A 17,938-nucleotide genomic window follows, 5' to 3' on the forward strand; every position below is an offset into this window, starting at 1 on the left:
GGGTGGATGAGAGCAGGTCGGTGCGGGGGAGTGCCGATGCGTCGACATGATCGAATTCGATCTTTTGCGGGGATGATCGCGGTCGTGCTGATATCCGCGATGGGCCCGCGCGCCGCGGCTCAGGAAACGCTCCGCACAATCCCGATAACCGCTGAAGACTATCCGCCCTATGAGATGGCGGAACCGGTCAACGGGCTGCGCGGATTCGACTATGAGGTCGTGACCGAAGCCTTCGCCCGGATGGGATATGCGGCAGAGATCGAGTTCCTGCCCTGGAGCCGCGCGTTGCTGAAGGTGCAACTGGGGCAGACGTCCGCGGCGTTGACCTGTGCCTATGTGCCGGAGCGGGAAATCTACATCCTCTATTCCGACCCGATCAGTGAATTCACCAGCGGCTTCTTTGTGCGCTGGGAATATGACGGCCCGGCCCCCGCAGTTCTGGAGGATCTGCGCGGCCAGCGGACGGCGTCTGTCGATTCCTATGAAAGTCTCGGCGCGCTGCGGAAGGCGGGGCTGGATCCGATCTCCGCGCCCAACCCGGCATCCGCCGTCCGTATGCTGATGGCGAAACGGTTCGACTATCTCTATCTCAGCCGGGAATCGACGGAGTTCGTCCTAAGGGACCTGGGCCTGTCCGGCCGCGTACGTTTTCATCCGATCGACCGACAGAGCTTCCATTTGTGTTTCAGCCGCGCCTATGCCGGATCTGAAATCCTGGCCCAGGATTTCAACGCCACCCTGGCCGCGATGCGCGCCGACGGAATCTACGACGCAATTCACGCGAAATATCGCTAGGCCCGTTCCACCACCGCCTTGGCGAGGCTTTCGAAGAGCGGTAGGCCGTCGACGCCGCCGGCGATGGGGTCGATGGCGTTTTCGGGGTGGGGCATCATGCCCAGGACATTGCCTTTTTCATTCAGGATGCCGGCAATGTTGCGCTGGGAGCCGTTCAGATTGGTCTTGTCGGAGACATTGCCCCGATCGTCGCAATAGCGGAACAGGACGCGGTCGTCGCCTTCCAGGCGGTTCAGCGTGTCCTCGTCGGCGAAGTAATTGCCCTCGTTATGGGCGACGGCGACGCGGCTGACCTGGCCTTCCGCCATGCCGCCGGTAAAGGGCGCGACGCGGCGTTCGCAGCGGATATGGGTCATCTTGCAGATGAATTTCAGCCCGGCATTGCGCATCAGGACGCCGGGCAGCAGACCGGTTTCCGTTAGGATCTGGAAGCCGTTGCAGACGCCCAGGACCGTGACGCCGCGTTCCGCCTGTTCCTTGATGGAGCGCAGGATCGGGGAATTCCCCGCCATCGCGCCGCAGCGCAGGTAATCGCCGTAGGAGAAGCCGCCCGGCACGACGATCAGGTCGTATCCCTTGAGCTCGGTCTCGCCGTGCCAGATCAGGTCCGGCTTGCTGTTATGTCCGGCGGCCTTTTCCAGCGCGGCGGCCATGTCGCGCTCGCGGTTCGTGCCGGGGAAAACGACGATGGCGGCTTTCATATTCTCTCGCTCCCGATGGTCGCTTTGGCGGGCCGGTGCAGCGCTTAGGCTACGATCTCGATCCGGTAATCCTCGATGACGGTGTTGGCCAGCAGCTTGCGGCACATCTCGTCCAGCTTCTTCTCGGCGGCGGCCCGGTCCGTTTCGTCCAGTTCGACCTCGATCAGCTTGCCCTGACGGACTTCGCCGATCCCGTCGAAGCCCAGGCCCTCCAGCGCATGCCCGATGGCCTTGCCCTGGGGGTCCAGCACGCCGCGTTTCAAAGTGACGGTGACATTGGCTTTCATGGTCTGGCTTCCTTATGGTCCTTGGCGGCACCGGCCCGCTCCCCCTCCCGGCCACCCATAGCATACCCTGTCGTTGGGCGGCCGGGAGGGGGAGCGGGCCGGTGCCGGAGCCAGAACTTCCTAGTTCGATTCGCTGTCGATGGATTCGATGTTCGCGCCTTCCGGCAGCACGCCCAGGCGGCGGGCGACCTCGCGATAGGCATCCTCGACATTGCCCAGATCGCGGCGGAAGCGGTCCTTGTCCATCTTCTCGCCGGTCTGCGTATCCCAGAGGCGCATATTGTCCGGGCTCAGCTCGTCGGCCAGGACGATGCGGACATCGCCGTTTTCGTCATAGATGCGGCCGAATTCCAGTTTGAAATCGACCAGCTTGATGCCGATGCCCAGGAAGACGCCGGACAGGAAGTCGTTGATGCGCAGCGACATCGCCAGGAAATCGTCGATATCCTGCGGGCTGGCCCAGCCGAAGGCGGTGATATGCTCTTCGGAAATCAGCGGGTCGCCCAGCTCGTCGGACTTGTAGCAGTATTCGACGATGGAGCGGGGCAGCGGTGTGCCTTCCGGAATGCCCAGGCGCTTGGCCATGGACCCGGCGGCGACATTGCGGATCACCACCTCGACCGGGATGATTTCCACTTCGCGGACCAGCTGTTCGCGCATGTTCAGACGGCGCAGGAAGTGGGTCGGAATGCCCAGGTCCTGCAGGCGCAGCATCAGAAATTCGGAGATCCGATTGTTCAGCACGCCCTTGCCGGTGATCGTGCCCTTTTTCTGATTGTTGAACGCCGTGGCGTCGTCCTTGAAGTAGCAGACCAGGGTGCCCGGTTCCGGACCTTCGAAAATGACCTTGGCCTTGCCTTCGTAAATCTGTCTGCGTCGCGCCATCGGTTTGGACCCGCCCTTGCCGCCGGATTGGTGAGAATTCGCAGCGTATAGCAATGCCACCGGTCGGTTACAATCTTCCTGACGGGCGGCGGGGCCGATTCAGGGTGGGAAATCCTGTCGCGGGGATGGTTCCGTCGTTGATCGTCGGTGCAGGACCGATTACATACAGGGCACCGCCGGAAGGAGCCCAAGCCCCGACCGGACCCTGCCGGCTCTGGTGCCGTGCGGGGCTTCACCAGGAAAGACTATGCCGGGGGGACCGCAGGTATGAACAAGTTCGACGATCGCGAGAAGAGCTTCGAGGCCAAGGAAAGCCACGACCGTGAGCAGGAGTTCAAGGCCGTCGCGCGCCGGAACAAGCTGCTGGGCCTCTGGGCTGCCGAACAGATGGGTATCACCGGCGCGGATGCCGACGCCTATGCCAAGGACGTCGTGATCTCCGACTTCGACGAGCCGGGCGACGACGATGTTCTGCGCAAGGTCCTGGGCGACCTGCAGGCGAAGGGCGTCGATACGTCCGAACATCTGGTCCGTAAGGAAATGGACGAATTGCTGGTCACGGCCCGCGCGCAGATCCGCAGCGAAGCCAAATAAGCGCGATTCCATGGATCAACCGGATCAGGGGCGTGCCGTCGGGCGCGCCCTTTTTCTTTTGCGGTGTCCGGCGCGCGCCTGGCTATCCGCCCTGGGGCATTGGCGCCAGTTGAGGCGCGTCGCCGAGGCGGCCGCCGCCTGAACCGGTCTCGCCCTCGACCTCCTGGGCCACCTTGTTCAGATAGTCGAAATCCGGTGACAGCAAGGCGCCGTCGCGAATGTCGTTGATGACGTCGATCAGATCCGTCGTGCGGTTCGCCATGGCGATGGCGACGGCGGCCAGTCCGGTTGCCTTGGCGGGGGCATGGGCGATCTTGCGGGTCACGATTTCACCGCCGAAGCGCGGATCGCCCAACCGCCCGGCCGCCGCCGCCACCCGGATCAGCGCCTGATAGCGGGGCACGTCGAAGCCGCCGTCCTGGGTGCGCGGGAAGGGGCCGCCCGGCGGGGGTTCCGGAATCCGCGCGGCGGTGTCATAGGCGCCGATCAGATCGCCCGCCGCAAGCTGCGCCAGGGAGATCGCCATCAGCGCGCGGTCGAAGCCGGCCGTGCGATTGTTTTCGAAAGCGATGCGGTAGGCAGCGCTGATCGTCTTCTGGGCGTCGTCGAGGCGGCCGCGCCGAGCCTCGGCGATGGCGACCTGAACCAGGGCTTCGACCTGCGGCAGGTCGCCCGGCAGCACCTCCGCCAAGTCGCGGGCGCGGGAAAAGATCGCCTGATCGGCGCTTTTCAGCCCGCCGCGGATCTGGGCGGTCAGAACGGCATCCAGGGCCGCCGGGACATATTCCGGGATATAGGGGAAGCCGGTCGGGTCCAGGGCTTCCGCCAGCAAGGCGCTGGCGCCTTCGGGATCCTGTTCCAGGCCCCGGCCGAGGGCCACTGGCGCCATGAGCTGCGCGCGCATGCCGACGAAGGGGATGTAGTCCTTCAAGACCAGCGCCTCGGTCAGCTTCCCCTGTGCGATCAGAACCCGTCCCATGCCCAGAAGCGCCTCGGACCGGGGGACTTCCTCGGTGATCAAGAACGCGCCTTCGAAGGCGTCGGCCAGGCGGCCGACCTCTGACTGGCGGGCGATCAGATAGGCCAGCGTGTCGAACCGCTGTTGCTGGTCCTCGATCCTTTCGGTTTCTTCCATTGCCAAGCGGAACAGCGGCACGGCGGCGTCGATATTGCGGCGGCCCATCGCGGACGACACGGCGGCCAAGGCACGGGCGCGGTCGGCGCCTTCCGGGATCATCCGCACGACGGTCATGCCGCCGCGCTGATTTCCGGCCTCGACCATTTTCGACGCCAGCCGGGTCAGCGCGTCGTATTTGCGGGCGCCGGGCACGTCGAGAATAAGTTGCTGGGCGGCCTGGAAGCTGGCTTGAGCGCCGGCGCCGTCCTCCGCCTTAAGCTGCACCGCGCCGATTTCGATCAGGATATCCGACTTGTCGATCGGATCCATGGTCAGGGCATTTGCCTCGGCGAAGGCGGCGCGCAGAATGGTGGCCGTTTCCCCTCGCGTCGCGGCGGACTCGCTTAGGCTCAGCGAGATGTCCGCCACCCGCTGCAAAGTGCCGACGCGGGTTCGCGTATCCGGGATCGCCTGGGCCGATTTGGTGGCGGCTTCCGGAAAGCCGCGCGCGGCGAGCCTCAGCGCGGCGATCTGAAGCGATTCCCCATTGTCGCGCATGTTGGGCAAAGCCAGCACTTCCTGAACCGCGCGGTCGATCCATTGCCGGGCTTCGTCGTGGTTCTTTTCCACGACCTGAACATAGTCCGATATCCAGATATAGGAGCGCGCGCGCCAGATCGGATCTTCGATCCGTTCGGCATTGTCGATGGCGTCCTGCTTCTGCCGCCGGGCCAGATAGCCGCGGACGACGCCGCTTTGTGCCAGGCCGATATCCTCGTCGGCCTCCAACTGGGCGATGGCAAAGAACTGCAGGCTTTTCAGGGCATCGTTCAGGATCGCCTGCGTCACCGGGTCGATGTTGCTGGCGCTGAATTCGTCGGTGACGTCGAAACGCGGCCGCTCCATGCCGTCGACGGTGTCGGCCTGAGACTGCGCGAAACCCGCGCGGTCGGGCAATACCACCGCCGACGACAGCAGCGTCGTGGCGAGCAGGAGCGCGGCGAGGGGCCGTTTAGGCCGTGCCGGTCTCTCCCAGAACCCGATGCAGGATCGTATCCACATGCTTCACGTGGTAGCCCATGTCGAACAGCGCGTCGATAGTCTCCGCCTGCAAGTGACGGGCCACCTCCTCGTCCGCCTTCAGCAGCTCCTGGAAGGAATTGCCGGTTTTCCAGCTTTCCATCGCATTGCGCTGAACGGCGCGATAGGCATCTTCCCGGCTCATTCCGGCCTGGGTCAGATTCAGCAGCACACGCTGCGAGTTATGCAGGCCGCCCAATCGGTTGAGATTCGCCATCATCTCTTCGGGATAGACCACCAGATTTTCGACGACGCCGGCCATCCGGTTCAGCGCGAAATCCAAAGTGACCGTGGAATCGGGGCCGATCATCCGCTCGACCGACGAATGAGAGATATCCCGTTCATGCCACAGCGCGACATTCTCGAGCGCGGGCAGGGCATAGGCGCGCACCATGCGGGCAAGACCGGTCAGGTTCTCGGTGAGGACCGGGTTGCGCTTATGCGGCATGGCGGAAGAACCCTTCTGGCCCGGCGAGAAGTATTCTTCCGCCTCACGCAATTCGGTGCGCTGCAGATGACGGATTTCGACCGACAGGTTTTCGATCGATCCTGCGATCACGGCCAGCGTCGCGAAGAATTGGGCGTGGCGGTCGCGCGGGATGACCTGGGTCGACATCGGCTCCGGCGTCAGGCCCAGCTTCGCGGCGACATGCTCCTCGATGGACGGGTCGATATTCGCGAAGGTACCCACGGCGCCGGAAATCGCGCAGGTGGCGATGTCGGCACGGGCGGCCAGCAGGCGTTCCTTGTTGCGGGCGAAGGCGGCGTAATGGCCGGCCAGTTTCACGCCGAAGGTCGTCGGCTCGGCATGGATGCCATGCGACCGGCCGATGCAGACGGTGTTCTTATGCTCCAGCGCGCGCTTCTTCAGGGCGGCCAGTACCCGGTCCAGATCGCCCAGCAGCAGATCGGCCGCCTGGGTCAGCTGCACTGCCAGACAGGTATCCAGCACGTCCGACGAGGTCATGCCCTGGTGGACGAAGCGGGCCTCGTCGCCGACCTGTTCCGCCAGTTCCGTCAGGAAGGCGATGACGTCGTGCTTGGTCTCTCGCTCGATCTCGTCGATCCGGGCAATGCGGTCTTCGGTATAGACCTTGTCGCCGCGCGCCCAGACGGCCGCCGCCGCTTCCTTCGGGATCACGCCGCGTTCCGCCAGTGCGTCGCAGGCATGGGCCTCGATCAGGAACCAGATGCGGAACCGGTTCGCGGGTTCCCAGATGTCGGCCATTTCCTTGCGGCTGTAGCGGGGGATCATGGGCTCTTCTTCTCCGTGGATGGGCCGGCCCCCGCATCGGCGACGCGGGCGTCGGGCATGGCAATGTTGAAGGCGATGGACATGCGGGTTCCCTCGCCCCGGAACGGGTCGACGAAATGTTTCAGCCAACTGGGAAACAACAGCAGCATGCCCGGTTTGGGATCGAACTTGATCTTCTCGCCGAACGGCTGGCCGGGAAGCTGGATCATCTCCACAGCCTGGCGCGGATCGACGAAGGTCAGCGACCCGTTGAACCGCGTGTCCTCCGGATCGGCCTGGCCGATATCGACATAGAAGACGCCGGACACCATCGACGAATGATGGGTATGCAGGCGGTGGAAACCGCCGCGGCGGCTGATATTGGCCCAGGCGGTTATATGTGCGGTTCCCGATACATGCCGGCCATTGGTCATCATCGACATGAAGTCGGACAGGGCATCGCCGATATGCTGTTTCAGGTCGGCGATCGCGTCGCCCGGCCATTCCATCAGATCCAGCCGGGAATGCCATCCATTGACCAGCGCGCGGGGCAAACCTTCGGGATCGTCCTTCTCCCGCGCCAGGATCTGATCGCGCAGAGCGGACAGCAGGGCGGCGTCATCGACCTGCCGCTGCAGGATCGGCGTCGGCCAGGCCAGCAGCAATCCGTTGGAATATTCCTGATGCAGCGCCATCGCGGCTCCGGACACGGCGATCAATACGGGGTGAACGCGCCGTTTCTAGTCCCGGAGTCCCCAAACGGCAAGGCCGACAGGGAATTGTGAATGCATTTCGAATAGACCTAAGGCGATGCAGTCGAGTAGGTGTCGGCTAATAACAGTCAATTCTGACGGTTTGATTACGGCCTAGGTCCGCTATCTCGGTGGTTGTTAAGAGCTTGCCTGGAGCAGAATTATCAAAATCGATAGATAATGAATTCAAAAATGAGAACACAATTTCAGACTTAATCGCAAAATTCACGTTCTGTGGGATATCTCCAGTATATTTGGCAGCCCGAAGTACGTCTAGCTTGCTAGACACAACAGCAATTACGCTTCCACTTCGGTCGTAAACAGGACCTCCACTATTTCCCGGCTGCACTGGCGCTGTGAGTTGAATTTTACTCGAGTCATTGAATAAACCGCTAAGTGCGCTGACCGTTCCGGTAGTAAGATTTCCTCCCGATGATAACATGCTAGACAAAGGGAAGCCAAAAACAACTATATCTTCCCCTTGTACGGGAGGGTTAGAGGACCTGAAATTTGCATACGGTCTATTTTGGAAATCTGATTGAAGCAGAGCGAGATCGTTTCTTTGATCTATAGAAACTTTACGAGCACTGCCCACCTCTGATGTTGGCAGTCGTATGGCGATGCTTTGGCATTCATCAACGACGTGCGCGTTGGTAAGTATCTGCCCGCGTTGGTTTACAAAGAAACCTGTTCCGCTTGACACTACTCGTTCGGAGTCTGGAGCGACCTTGGTCGTTTGCGCTATTCGGCTTGCGTAAGCCTCAAGAGAAGAAACGAATGAATCTGCTCGGGCGGAGCCAACTTGCCCTAAGTCCATCGAAACCGGCTGAGGGTTGTTGCCTCCCTGACTGTCCACATACCATTGCCATCTTTCTGGGGATAAGCCCACAAGCCAAATCTTGTAGTCATGATCCGCGATTGGCGTCGCGGAGGGATCAATGGATCTAACAATCGAGACATCGTCATAGATTCCAGACTTCTTGATTGCGCGTCCAATTCCGAGAAATCCAATCTCCAGCGTCTCAGCCACATATGATCTCATCTCTATTGTGGCGTTGCCTGTTGCGTTGACTCCATTTTTGAGAATTACATCGAATGTTGGGATCACAACCAAAGCACTGCCACCAAGTGGTTTGTCGACTGGGCGTACACCGGCAACGTTTTGGTCAACGTGAAGGTTGGCGGCCCGAAGCGCAGCCATCCTACTGTCGTAAGCGATACCATCGTAGTAGAAGGCACTTTTGCACGATGCAATAAAAAGTAGAATTGAAAGCAATACAGCAAATCGCAGCATTTCTACCCCACGCGTGTTAAAGATCGCATTTTGTCGATTTATAGTCGTGTGCTTGGATTTTTCCTAACAGAAACGATCAGAACGATGGCGGCGTACAGGCGCTGACGACGGTGCAGGTTTCGTCGAACGGGTTCCGGAAGCGATGGGGGATGCTGCTTTGGAAGGAATATCCGTCGCCGGCCTTCAGGACGCGCTTGGCGCCGCCGACCCAGACCTCCAACCGGCCCTCGATGACGACGCCGGCCTCCTCGCCTTCGTGTTTCAGCATGACCTTGCCGGTATCCGCGCCGGGATTGTAGGTCTCATAGAGCATCTGCAGCGCGCGGGCGGAAAGGTCTCGGCCGACCTGGCGGTACAGGATTTTGCCGTTGCGCAGCTCCCGGAACTCGTCGCCGGAATAGAAGACCTGTTCCGATTTCGGTTCCTCGAAACCGAAGAACTCCGACAGGTCGAGCGAGAGGCCGTCCGTGATTTTCTTCAGGACCCCGAAGGTCGGGCTCAGCTTGCCGGATTCAATCAGCGAGATCGTTGCGTTGGTGACGCCGCAGCGCCGCGACAGCGCCCGTTGGGAAAGGCCGAAGGATTGCCGCACGGCCCGCAATCTGTCGCCGATTTCCACGCGCTGCCCCTCCTGAGTGTTTCATCTGTTAAGTATGAATAACATACAGGCCTGTTCTGTTAGGTAAATCATGGATTTATCCGGGGGAAGAAAAGGGGTTGTGTTAACGATCGGCGGATCGCTACCGTACCGGCCTTCGAAACATACTGGTGGCGGAGCCTGGACCCATGCCCGACGGAATGACTCAAAACGACCTCAGCGCCTTCTGGATGCCGTTCACGGCAAACCGGCGATTCAAGAAGGATCCGCGCATCCTCGTCTCCGCCGAGGGCATGTACTACAAGAGCCACGACAACCGCGATATTCTGGACGGAACGGCGGGCCTGTGGTGTGTGAATGCCGGTCATGCCCGCCCGAAAATCGTCGAGGCGGTGCAGAAGCAGGTCGCGGAACTGGATTTCGCGCCGACCTTCCAGTTCGGTCACCCGAAGGCCTTCGAACTGGCCAGCCGTCTGCGCGACATGTTCCCCGGCGACCTGGACCATGTCTTCTTCACCAACAGCGGGTCGGAATCGGCGGATACGGCGCTGAAAATCGCGCTGGCCTATCAGCGGGCGCGGGGCCAGGGCACGCGAACCCGCCTGATCGGACGCGAGCGCGGTTATCACGGCACCGGCTTCGGCGGCATCACCGTCGGCGGCATCGTGAAGAACCGGATGTATTTCGGCTCGCTTCTGGCCGGGGCGGACCATATCCGCCACACCCACGATCTGGAACATAACGCCTTCACCAAGGGCGAGCCGGAATATGGCGCGCATTTCGCAGACGACCTGGAAAAGCTGGTGACGCTGCATGACGCGTCGACCATCGCTGCGGTGATCGTGGAGCCGATGGCCGGATCGACCGGGGTGCTGCTGCCGCCGAAAGGCTATCTGAAGCGCCTGCGCGAGATCTGCGACAAGCACGGCATTCTGTTGATCTTCGACGAGGTCATCACCGCCTTCGGCCGTTTGGGCTTTGCGACGGCGGCGGAACGCCTGGGCGTCGTGCCGGACATCCTGACCTGCGCCAAGGGGCTGACCAATGCCGTGATCCCCATGGGGGCAGTCGCGGTCCGCAAGGAAATCTACGACACCATGCTCGACAAGGCCGACGCGCCGATCGAGCTGTTCCACGGCTATACCTATTCCGGCCATCCGGTCGCCGCTGCCGCCGGTCTGGCGTCGCTGGAGACCTATAAGGAAGAAGGCCTGTTCGAGAATGCGCTGGCGCTGGAGCCTTATCTGGCCGATGCCATCCATTCGCTGAAAGGGCATCCGAACGTCGTCGATATCCGGAATATGGGCCTTGTCGCCGCCGTCGAACTGTCGGCCCGTCCGGGCGCGCCGGGCGAGCGCGGTTACGACATCATGGTGAAAGCCTATGAGAAGGGCGCGATGGTCCGCGTCACCGGCGACATCATCGCCATGTCCCCGCCGCTGATCTGCGAGAAAAAGCATATCGACGATCTGGTCGGCATTCTGGGCGACGTGCTGAAAGAGGTCGCCTGATCCGAGGCATTCGGGGGAGGGCGCTAGTCGGCGCCCTCCATCTCGAACATGTCGAGTTTCAGCGCGACGCTCTCGCCCAGCCACATGGCACCGTGGGTATGGTCCCACAGATCGTCGCCGGTCAATGTGTGAACGAAGACGATCAATCCGTTCCGATGGACATGCAGCCAGGGCACGACGGTCGCGAATTTCTCCGCCGGAAACAGCAATTGGCAGGACCACATCGGATGCGGCCCGACGGTCCGTTCATGGACGCGCCCCATCTGCACGCCGAACGTGTCCCGCGCCGCCTCGCACAGCGCCCGTGCCTGCGGCAGGGACTGGGCGTCGAAATACACATGGGCGTGATAGCCGCCGATATCGCTAACCTCGGTCATGGGGTGATTTTGCGGCGCGGTGCCCGGCGTGACAAGACGGAACGGCCCGTCAACCTTGACCATATGCGGCGGCGCGCGTAGCTATGCGGCTCATTTTCCGGACATTTGAAATAGCGGTGCGGACGGGCGCGATATGAAGAAGGCTTTGATCACGGGCATTACCGGTCAGGACGGTTCCTATCTGGCGGAATTGCTGCTGTCGAAAGGGTATGAGGTCCACGGGTTGGTGCGCCGCGCGTCGACTTTCACGACGGAGCGGATCGACCATATCTACCAGGACCCCCATGAAAGCCATCTGCGCCTGAACCTGCATTATGGCGATCTGGCCGACGGCACGGGCCTGCGCCGCATCCTGGAGCATGTCCGGCCGGACGAGGTCTATAACCTGGGCGCGCAGAGCCATGTGCGGGTCAGTTTCGATCAGCCGGAATATACCGCCGATGTGGTCGGGACCGGGGCCCTGCGCCTCCTGGAAGCGCTGCGCGACTACATTCACACCACCAAGAACCAGGTGAAGCTGTACCAGGCGGGCAGTTCCGAAATGTTCGGCGCGGCCAAGCCGCCGCAGAACGAGGATACCGCCTTCTATCCGCGCAGCCCCTATGCGGTCGGCAAGGTCGCCGCCTATTGGTTCGGGACCAATTATCGCGAGGCGTACAACATCTTCGTGGCGAACGGAATCCTGTTCAATCACGAGAGCCCGCGCCGGGGCGAGACCTTCGTGACGCGCAAGATCACCCGCGCCGTGGGCCGCATCAAATTGGGCCTGCAGGACAAGCTGTTCCTGGGCAATCTGGACGCCAAGCGCGACTGGGGTTTCGCCGGCGATTTCGTTGAGGCGATGTGGCTGATGCTGCAGCAGGACGAGCCGGGTGATTACGTCGTCGCAACGGGCGAGGCACATTCGGTGCGCGAGTTCCTGGATATGGCCTTCGGCTATGCCGGTCTCGACCCCGCCAAGCATGTCGAATTCGACCCGCGCTATCTGCGGCCGACGGAGGTCGATCACCTGTTGGGCGATCCCAGCCGGACCAAGGCGCGGCTGGGCTGGGAGCCGAAGGTCGGGTTCGAGGAATTGGTCCGGATGATGGTCGATCACGATATGGAACTGGCCCAGCGCGAGCGCACGCTGCTGGACGCCGGTCACGCCGTCCACAGCCGCGCCGGGGACTGACGCAGATGGCCTTGGACCGGTCGGAACCGATCTTTGTTGCCGGGCATCGAGGGCTCGTCGGGTCCGCGATCTGCCGGGCACTGGAATCCGCCGGTTACACCAATCTCATGACGCGGACGTCCAAGGAACTGGATCTGCGCGACCAGGCGGCGGTACGTGACTTTTTCCGTGCCGAAAAACCGCGCCATGTCGTCTGCGCGGCAGCCAAGGTCGGCGGGATCGTCGCCAATAACGATTACCCGGGCACGTTCATTCACGACAATCTGGCGATCCAGACCAATGTGATCGAAAGCTGTCGCGAGACCGGGGTGGAGAAGCTGATCTATCTCGGCTCCACCTGCATCTATCCGAAACACGCGCCGCAGCCGATCCGGGAAGAGCATCTGCTGACCGGGCCGCTGGAACCGACCAACGAGGCCTATGCGGTGGCCAAGATCGCCGGGCTGATGATGTGCCGGGCCTATGCCAAGCAATACGGCCTGAAATCCGTCACCTTGATGGCGACCAACCTTTACGGGCCGGGCGACAATTTCGATCTGGAGAAAAGCCACGTCATCCCGGCGCTGATGCGCAAGGCGCATGAGGCGAAGCTGGCTGCGGCGGAGACCATGACGATCTGGGGCAGCGGCACGCCGCTGCGCGAATTCCTACATGTCGACGACATGGCGGGCGCCGCGCGGTTCTGTCTGGAAAGCGATGTGCCCTATGACATGGTGAATGTCGGATCCGGCGCGGAACTGTCGATAGCCGACCTGGCTGCCTTGATCCGGGACGTCGTCGGTTTCCAGGGCGAACTGGTTTTCGACAAGACCAAGCCCGATGGCACCCCGCGCAAACTCGCCGATTCCAGCCGGCTGCGTGGCCTGGGCTGGAAGCCGGAAATCGCGCTGCGCGACGGCCTGGCGGAAACCTATGAATGGTTCCTGGCGGCGCGTGACGCCAGGTTGTCGGTTTAGGCCGGACCCGTCATGGCGGACTTGGCCAAACCCTCGGCCTTGCTCGCCCTGGCGGGACTTATTGCCGGCGGGGTGATCGCCTTCCTGGATCCGACAGGGCTGGGACCGACCGTCGCCCCCATCGCGGGCCTGGTGATCGGGACGATCGCCCTCTACGCCACAGGCGTCACATCCGAACATGTCACGGCGCTGCTGTTCTTCACCGTCGCGATGGTCTTCGCCATCGCGCCGCCGCAACTGATCTTTTCCGGCTTCGCCAGCAAGGCCTTCTGGCTGGTCCTGTCGGGCCTGATCGTCGGCGCGGCGATCAATCAGACGGGGCTCGGCGCGCGGGTCGCGCGGGGCCTCGCGCGGATGTTCCCGGCGACCTATGGCGGGCTGCTGGCCGGGATCGTCGCCGTCGCCCTGACGATTTCGTTCTTCATGCCGTCCAGCATGGGCCGGATCGTGCTGCTGATGCCCATCGCGCTTGCGCTGGCGGACCGGTACGGCCTGAAGGAAGGCCGAATCGGCCGGATCGGCGTTGCCCTGACCACCGGTTTTGCCTGTTTCAACCCGCCGAACGGCATTCTGCCCGCGACGGTGCCGAACATGGTGTATGTCGGCGCAGTGGAGAAACAGTACGGCATCGCGCCGCTGTATGGCGAATGGATGCTGTTGCACTTTCCCTTCCTGGGCCTGTGCAAGGCAGTGTTGATTTGGGCCGTCGCCTGTTTCCTGTTCCGGGATCGCATCGACAAGGACCAGAGCGACGGCGACGCCGTCCCGATGAGCGCCGCGGAGAAACGCTTGGCGGCCATTCTGATATTTGCCCTGCTGGGCTGGGCGACAGATGTCCTACACGGTGTCTCGCCCGCCTGGATCGGACTCATGGCGGCAACGGCGTGCCTGTTGCCCGGGATCGGCGTTCTGGGAAGCGACGCGTTCAAACAGGTCAATGTCGGGTTGGTCATCTATGTGGCCGGCATTCTGGCTCTGGGCGCCTTGATCGCCGATAGCGGCCTTGGCGCGCGATTGGGCGCAATTATGGCCGATATCCTGCCGCTGCGGGAGGGTGAGGGGCTGCTGAACTACTTCGCGCTGGCCTTTGGCGGCGGCGCGACGTCACTCGTAACCACCATGCCCGGTCTGCCTGCGGTCATGGTGCCGCTGGTCGAGCCGTTGCGCGAGGCGTCCGGTCTGCCGCTCGAAACCATCCTGGCGTCAATTGTGCTATCCTATTCCACGACCCTGCTGCCCTATCAGGCACCGCCGATCATTCTGGCGGTCGCACTGGGCGGGGCCAAACTGGCGGATGCGACAAAGCTTGTCCTGCTGGTCGCGGTGATCAGCTTCATCGTCATCCTGCCGCTGAACTTCCTGTGGTGGCGCGCGCTGGGTATGATTTAGGGCGACTTTCAGGAATTGAGGGATATCAAGGCGGCGTCCGTTCCATGGGGGCATCATGTCCCCGGCCTTAGGACAGGCCGGAAATGGAAGGAGCGAGACCGATGACCCTGAAACGCATTTTGGTTCACTATGATGGGACCGCGCGCGCCGACCGCGCGCTGGATGCGGCGCTTCAATTGGCGGAGGCGCAGGACGCGCATCTGATCGGTTGCGCCATAGAGATGGAACCGCGCATCCCGACCTATGCGGCGGCGCAGATCCCTGCCGATGTCGTGGATGCGTTGATCCAGGACCAGCACCGTCTGGTCGCCGAGGCGCGCACCAGATTTGAGGCCCGCATCCGAAACGCCGGCCGGATCGACCGTTCCGAATTCGCACAAGGCCGTGGCGATATGGTCCGGACCCTATGCAGGGTCGGGCGCGGTTGCGACCTTATCGTACTAGGACAGGCCAAGCCGGACGAGGAGCCGGCGGAGATCGAGGAACTGCCGGATAATCTGGTCTTGGCGGCCGGGCGGCCCGTCTTGATCGTGCCCTATATCGGTCAGAAGGCACCGGTCGGCGGCCATGTCCTGCTGTGTTGGACGGATACGCGGGAAGCGGCCCGTGCCCTGGCAGACGCGCTGCCCCTGTTCAATGCGGCTTCGGAAGTAACGATCCTGACTGCTGGAACGGACACACCCGCCGATGAGTATATCGGGGACGATCCGGCCCGTTATCTGGCCGCTCACGGCGTCCGTGCGGAAGTGCGCCGCGCCTCCTCCGCCGGCATCGATGCCGGGACGGCCATTCTGAACGAGGCATCGGATACCGGTGCCGATCTGATCGTGATGGGAGCCTATGGGCATTCCCGACTGCGCGAGACCATCATGGGCGGCGCGACCCGGACGGTGCTCAAGGGTATGACCGCGCCGGTTCTGATGTCGCATTAGGCCCGGCGGGGGGCTGCCGGCGGCGTGTCAGCCGGTCCGCGAGACTTCGCTGTAGTAGGCTTCCGCGCCGGGATGCGTCGGGATCAGGCCCTGGGGCCTGCCTTCCCCGATTGTCGGAAAACGGTGGCCGGGATTGTTCAGGTTGAACACATCTGCCGTACTGCTCTGCCACAGGGCCCGGGTAATCGCCTCGATCAGGGCGGCATCGGTGCTTTCGCGGACGACCCAATGAACGCCCAGTTTCGCGGTATCGGCCTCTTCGGTGCCGCGATAGGCCCCGATCGGAATGCGGCCGTTGCGCAGGAAAGGGAAGAACGGCTTCAGCGTTTCCATGGTCAGCGGATCGATGGTCAGCAGGCGGATGTCGATTTCATCCGTCAGTTCGACCACCGCGTCGATCGGATAGGCGCCCATGTCGAAGAAGGCGTCGATATCGCCGCTGATCATGCGGTCCGCGGCCGGGCCGGGTCCCAACCGTACCGGATGGATTTCCGTCATGCTCAACCCGTTCGCGCGCAGCAGTACGTCGACGATCCGGTCGGTCCCGGATCCGTTCGGTCCAACCGACACGACCTTGTCGCGCAGATCCCGGATGGAGCGGATGTCGGAATCGGCCCGGACGACGGCATGCAGGGAGACCGGGATCAGATCGGCGATCACGCGCAGATCCGGCACGCCGCGCCCATCGGTGAAGGGACCGCCACCCTTATAGGCCCAATAGGCGATGTCGGCGTAAACCAGTGCCGATTCCAGCTCGTAGTTCCGCATGTCGCGGATATTCGGGATTGAGCCCTCGCGCGATTGCGCGACCGCGATCAGACCGGGTACGCCGCACACGCCGCCCTCGTCGCAGGGTCTGCTGCCCGGCGGGCGGCTGATACCGGCGGAGATCGCCGTGCCGAGACTATAGAGCGTTTCGGAAGGTGGCCCGGTGCCGATCCGGAAGAAGGTCAGGGCTTCGCGCGTTTCGGCATTTGCGATATCCGGAAAGGTCATGCAGGCCAATCCCGCGAGGCCGCCCGCCATGACCTGCCGCCGGTCCGGCAGACCACACGTCTTGCCGGGCAGGAGGGGCGGGGCGGGCTTGGGGGCCATGGCCGGAATCCTCGATTGGAAGGGTCTACATTTGTAAGCCCGAGGGACGATCGCCGTCAAACGCCGACGGCGTGCCTATTCAGGCTGTTGCGGCAAGCGGAGACAGGCCGGGGGGCGCGGCATAGCAATCCGCCAATGTCGCCTTCAGCCGGGTCAGGGCGTAGACCATGCGCATGGTTTCAACCGGAATCGCCAGAATATCCGCGATTTCTATGACGCTTCCCAGGATCGCCTCCAACTCGATATGGCGGCCCCGATCCGCATCCTGCAGCATCGAGGTTCGGAAAGCGCCCAAGCGCGCCGCCCCCGCCAAACGCTTCTCGATGGTAATCGGCAGGGTGACGTTCAGGCCGCCGCACACGGTTTCGAATTCCGCCATCATCTTCCGTCCGATCTCGCAGACACCGGGATCTTCCGTCATCTGGGACATCGTGCCGTCGACGATGACGGAAAGCGGATTTGCCCACAGATTGCCCATCAGCTTGTTCATGACTTCGGCGCGGATATCGGGCACGACGGGCATCGGCAGCCCGGAATCTTCGAAGATCGCGGAAAGGCGGGCCAGAAAGTCTTCATCCTTGCCTGAAGCAGCGCCGACGATGAGTTTGCGGACGCCGGCGCTTTCGATCCGATAGGGGGCGTGGACCTCGGCTGCCAGATAGACGGCGCAGCCTATGATCCGACCCGGATCGAAGGCGGCCGCCAGGGCGCCGGTCGGATCGACCCGGTGAAGAACCCGTCCTTCCCGTTCGCCGCCAATGCCCTGAAAGTACCACCACGGCACGCCGTTGATCGCGGTCAGTATCCGGGTTTCAGGACCAATCAGCGGCCGCATCGCGGGGAGGGCGCTTTCGATCTGATGCGCCTTCACGGCAATCACGACCAGGTCCTGGAAGCCTTCGTCGCCCGCATCGTCCGTGACGCGGGGCCTGACGTTGAAATGCGTATCGCCCTCTTGGAAGTCGATGCCGCCGGCGCGAATCTTTTCCAATGTCGCGCCACGGGCGATCAATAGAGGGTCTTGTCCAGCCTTTGTGAGTATGGCCGCCAGCATGCCGCCGATCGCTCCGGCGCCGACAATGGCAATCCGCATTTCGTTACCCTCTTACGGTGACTTTCGGGCGTTGTAACCCCGCCTACAGAAAAAGAAAACGGGCACTGCCCGCG

At 62.5% G+C, this 17,938-nt stretch carries 18 protein-coding genes; 7 read left to right on the forward strand and 11 right to left on the reverse strand.

The annotated features are described in order from the left end of the window. Positions 1 to 84 precede the first annotated feature (84 nt). Positions 85 to 795 (forward strand): substrate-binding periplasmic protein, encoded by a 711-nt coding sequence (locus tag ACO06O_RS05910; RefSeq protein WP_421877288.1) that lies wholly within the window; start codon positions 85 to 87, stop codon positions 793 to 795. Here the strand turns inward: ACO06O_RS05910 and purQ are convergent. From purQ to purC, 3 genes are all read right to left on the reverse strand, one after another. Further along, positions 792 to 1,496 (reverse strand): phosphoribosylformylglycinamidine synthase subunit PurQ, encoded by a 705-nt coding sequence (purQ, locus tag ACO06O_RS05915; protein WP_421877291.1) that lies wholly within the window; start codon positions 1,494 to 1,496, stop codon positions 792 to 794. The genes ACO06O_RS05910 and purQ overlap by 4 nt on opposite strands. Positions 1,497 to 1,540: 44 nt before the next feature. Then, positions 1,541 to 1,783 (reverse strand): phosphoribosylformylglycinamidine synthase subunit PurS, encoded by a 243-nt coding sequence (gene purS, locus ACO06O_RS05920; RefSeq protein ID WP_420417322.1) that lies wholly within the window; start codon positions 1,781 to 1,783, stop codon positions 1,541 to 1,543. A 120-nt stretch (positions 1,784 to 1,903) separates the two neighbouring features. Further along, a complete protein-coding gene (purC, locus tag ACO06O_RS05925; protein WP_420417321.1) occupies positions 1,904 to 2,668 on the reverse strand; it encodes a phosphoribosylaminoimidazolesuccinocarboxamide synthase in 765 nt (254 codons plus the stop codon). 267 nt (positions 2,669 to 2,935) lie between these two features. On the opposite strand from purC, the gene ACO06O_RS05930 reads away from it, so the two are divergent. Further along, entirely contained in the window at positions 2,936 to 3,262 is a 327-nt protein-coding gene (locus ACO06O_RS05930; RefSeq protein ID WP_420417320.1) for a DUF1476 domain-containing protein, read from the forward strand. Positions 3,263 to 3,344: 82 nt separating this feature from the next. Here the strand turns inward: ACO06O_RS05930 and ACO06O_RS05935 are convergent, their stop codons facing one another. The 5 genes from ACO06O_RS05935 to ACO06O_RS05955 all read right to left on the reverse strand — a co-directional run bounded on the left by ACO06O_RS05935 (position 3,345) and on the right by ACO06O_RS05955 (position 9,358). Beyond that, on the reverse strand, positions 3,345 to 5,441 hold the full coding sequence (locus tag ACO06O_RS05935; protein WP_421877294.1) for a hypothetical protein: 2,097 nt from the start codon (positions 5,439 to 5,441) through the stop codon (positions 3,345 to 3,347). Then, entirely contained in the window at positions 5,392 to 6,714 is a 1,323-nt protein-coding gene (purB, locus tag ACO06O_RS05940) for an adenylosuccinate lyase (RefSeq protein WP_421877296.1), read from the reverse strand. The genes ACO06O_RS05935 and purB overlap by 50 nt, the downstream gene beginning before the upstream one ends. Further along, positions 6,711 to 7,388 carry a TIGR02466 family protein gene (locus ACO06O_RS05945; RefSeq protein ID WP_420417317.1) on the reverse strand — a complete coding sequence of 226 codons (678 nt, stop codon included), beginning with the start codon at positions 7,386 to 7,388 and terminating at the stop codon, positions 6,711 to 6,713. The genes purB and ACO06O_RS05945 overlap by 4 nt, the downstream gene beginning before the upstream one ends. Before the next feature lie 136 nt (positions 7,389 to 7,524). After that, complete coding sequence (locus ACO06O_RS05950; RefSeq protein ID WP_421877298.1) at positions 7,525 to 8,739, reverse strand: S1C family serine protease; 1,215 nt, start codon at positions 8,737 to 8,739, stop codon at positions 7,525 to 7,527. A 76-nt stretch (positions 8,740 to 8,815) separates the two neighbouring features. Next, entirely contained in the window at positions 8,816 to 9,358 is a 543-nt protein-coding gene (locus ACO06O_RS05955) for a cupin domain-containing protein (protein ID WP_421877300.1), read from the reverse strand. A gap of 167 nt (positions 9,359 to 9,525) precedes the next feature. On the opposite strand from ACO06O_RS05955, the gene ACO06O_RS05960 reads away from it, so the two are divergent. Continuing rightward, positions 9,526 to 10,848 (forward strand): aspartate aminotransferase family protein, encoded by a 1,323-nt coding sequence (locus ACO06O_RS05960; protein ID WP_420417314.1) that lies wholly within the window; start codon positions 9,526 to 9,528, stop codon positions 10,846 to 10,848. 23 nt (positions 10,849 to 10,871) lie between these two features. On the opposite strand, the gene ACO06O_RS05965 is transcribed toward ACO06O_RS05960, so the two are convergent. After that, positions 10,872 to 11,225 (reverse strand): DOPA 4,5-dioxygenase family protein, encoded by a 354-nt coding sequence (locus tag ACO06O_RS05965; protein ID WP_421877303.1) that lies wholly within the window; start codon positions 11,223 to 11,225, stop codon positions 10,872 to 10,874. A gap of 133 nt (positions 11,226 to 11,358) precedes the next feature. Between ACO06O_RS05965 and gmd the strand changes: the two genes are divergently transcribed. The 4 genes from gmd (at position 11,359) to ACO06O_RS05985 (ending at position 15,676) form a co-directional block, all read left to right on the forward strand. Further along, positions 11,359 to 12,399, forward strand: a complete 1,041-nt coding sequence (gene gmd / locus ACO06O_RS05970; RefSeq protein WP_420417312.1) for a GDP-mannose 4,6-dehydratase — start codon at positions 11,359 to 11,361, stop codon at positions 12,397 to 12,399. Between the two features lie 5 nt (positions 12,400 to 12,404). Continuing rightward, a complete protein-coding gene (locus ACO06O_RS05975; protein ID WP_421877307.1) occupies positions 12,405 to 13,355 on the forward strand; it encodes a GDP-L-fucose synthase family protein in 951 nt (316 codons plus the stop codon). A 12-nt stretch (positions 13,356 to 13,367) separates the two neighbouring features. Continuing rightward, positions 13,368 to 14,744 (forward strand): SLC13 family permease, encoded by a 1,377-nt coding sequence (locus ACO06O_RS05980; RefSeq protein ID WP_421877310.1) that lies wholly within the window; start codon positions 13,368 to 13,370, stop codon positions 14,742 to 14,744. Positions 14,745 to 14,845: 101 nt separating this feature from the next. Beyond that, on the forward strand, positions 14,846 to 15,676 hold the full coding sequence (locus ACO06O_RS05985) for a universal stress protein (protein ID WP_420417309.1): 831 nt from the start codon (positions 14,846 to 14,848) through the stop codon (positions 15,674 to 15,676). 27 nt (positions 15,677 to 15,703) lie between these two features. Here ACO06O_RS05985 and ACO06O_RS05990 read toward each other — a convergent pair whose 3' ends face one another. Further along, positions 15,704 to 16,771 carry a TAXI family TRAP transporter solute-binding subunit gene (locus ACO06O_RS05990; protein ID WP_421877313.1) on the reverse strand — a complete coding sequence of 356 codons (1,068 nt, stop codon included), beginning with the start codon at positions 16,769 to 16,771 and terminating at the stop codon, positions 15,704 to 15,706. A gap of 79 nt (positions 16,772 to 16,850) precedes the next feature. Continuing rightward, a complete protein-coding gene (locus tag ACO06O_RS05995) occupies positions 16,851 to 17,864 on the reverse strand; it encodes a ketopantoate reductase family protein (RefSeq protein WP_421877317.1) in 1,014 nt (337 codons plus the stop codon). Positions 17,865 to 17,938: the final 74 nt, after the last annotated feature.

The organism is Pacificispira sp. (assembly GCF_965228185.1).
GTDB lineage: Bacteria > Pseudomonadota > Alphaproteobacteria > UBA8366 > Aestuariispiraceae > Pacificispira.

Coding starts and splice junctions, on each gene's coding strand:
- ACO06O_RS05990 (WP_421877313.1), bottom strand. CDS start 16,771: ATGGCCCCCAAGCCCGCCCCGCCCCTCCTGCCCGGCAAGACGTGTGGT.
- purQ (WP_421877291.1), bottom strand. CDS start 1,496: ATGAAAGCCGCCATCGTCGTTTTCCCCGGCACGAACCGCGAGCGCGAC.
- ACO06O_RS05935 (WP_421877294.1), bottom strand. CDS start 5,441: ATGTGGATACGATCCTGCATCGGGTTCTGGGAGAGACCGGCACGGCCT.
- ACO06O_RS05960 (WP_420417314.1), top strand. CDS start 9,526: ATGCCCGACGGAATGACTCAAAACGACCTCAGCGCCTTCTGGATGCCG.
- ACO06O_RS05985 (WP_420417309.1), top strand. CDS start 14,846: ATGACCCTGAAACGCATTTTGGTTCACTATGATGGGACCGCGCGCGCC.
- ACO06O_RS05975 (WP_421877307.1), top strand. CDS start 12,405: ATGGCCTTGGACCGGTCGGAACCGATCTTTGTTGCCGGGCATCGAGGG.
- ACO06O_RS05930 (WP_420417320.1), top strand. CDS start 2,936: ATGAACAAGTTCGACGATCGCGAGAAGAGCTTCGAGGCCAAGGAAAGC.
- ACO06O_RS05995 (WP_421877317.1), bottom strand. CDS start 17,864: ATGCGGATTGCCATTGTCGGCGCCGGAGCGATCGGCGGCATGCTGGCG.
- ACO06O_RS05965 (WP_421877303.1), bottom strand. CDS start 11,225: ATGACCGAGGTTAGCGATATCGGCGGCTATCACGCCCATGTGTATTTC.
- purC (WP_420417321.1), bottom strand. CDS start 2,668: ATGGCGCGACGCAGACAGATTTACGAAGGCAAGGCCAAGGTCATTTTC.
- purB (WP_421877296.1), bottom strand. CDS start 6,714: ATGATCCCCCGCTACAGCCGCAAGGAAATGGCCGACATCTGGGAACCC.
- ACO06O_RS05980 (WP_421877310.1), top strand. CDS start 13,368: ATGGCGGACTTGGCCAAACCCTCGGCCTTGCTCGCCCTGGCGGGACTT.
- gmd (WP_420417312.1), top strand. CDS start 11,359: ATGAAGAAGGCTTTGATCACGGGCATTACCGGTCAGGACGGTTCCTAT.
- ACO06O_RS05950 (WP_421877298.1), bottom strand. CDS start 8,739: ATGCTGCGATTTGCTGTATTGCTTTCAATTCTACTTTTTATTGCATCG.
- purS (WP_420417322.1), bottom strand. CDS start 1,783: ATGAAAGCCAATGTCACCGTCACTTTGAAACGCGGCGTGCTGGACCCC.
- ACO06O_RS05945 (WP_420417317.1), bottom strand. CDS start 7,388: ATGGCGCTGCATCAGGAATATTCCAACGGATTGCTGCTGGCCTGGCCG.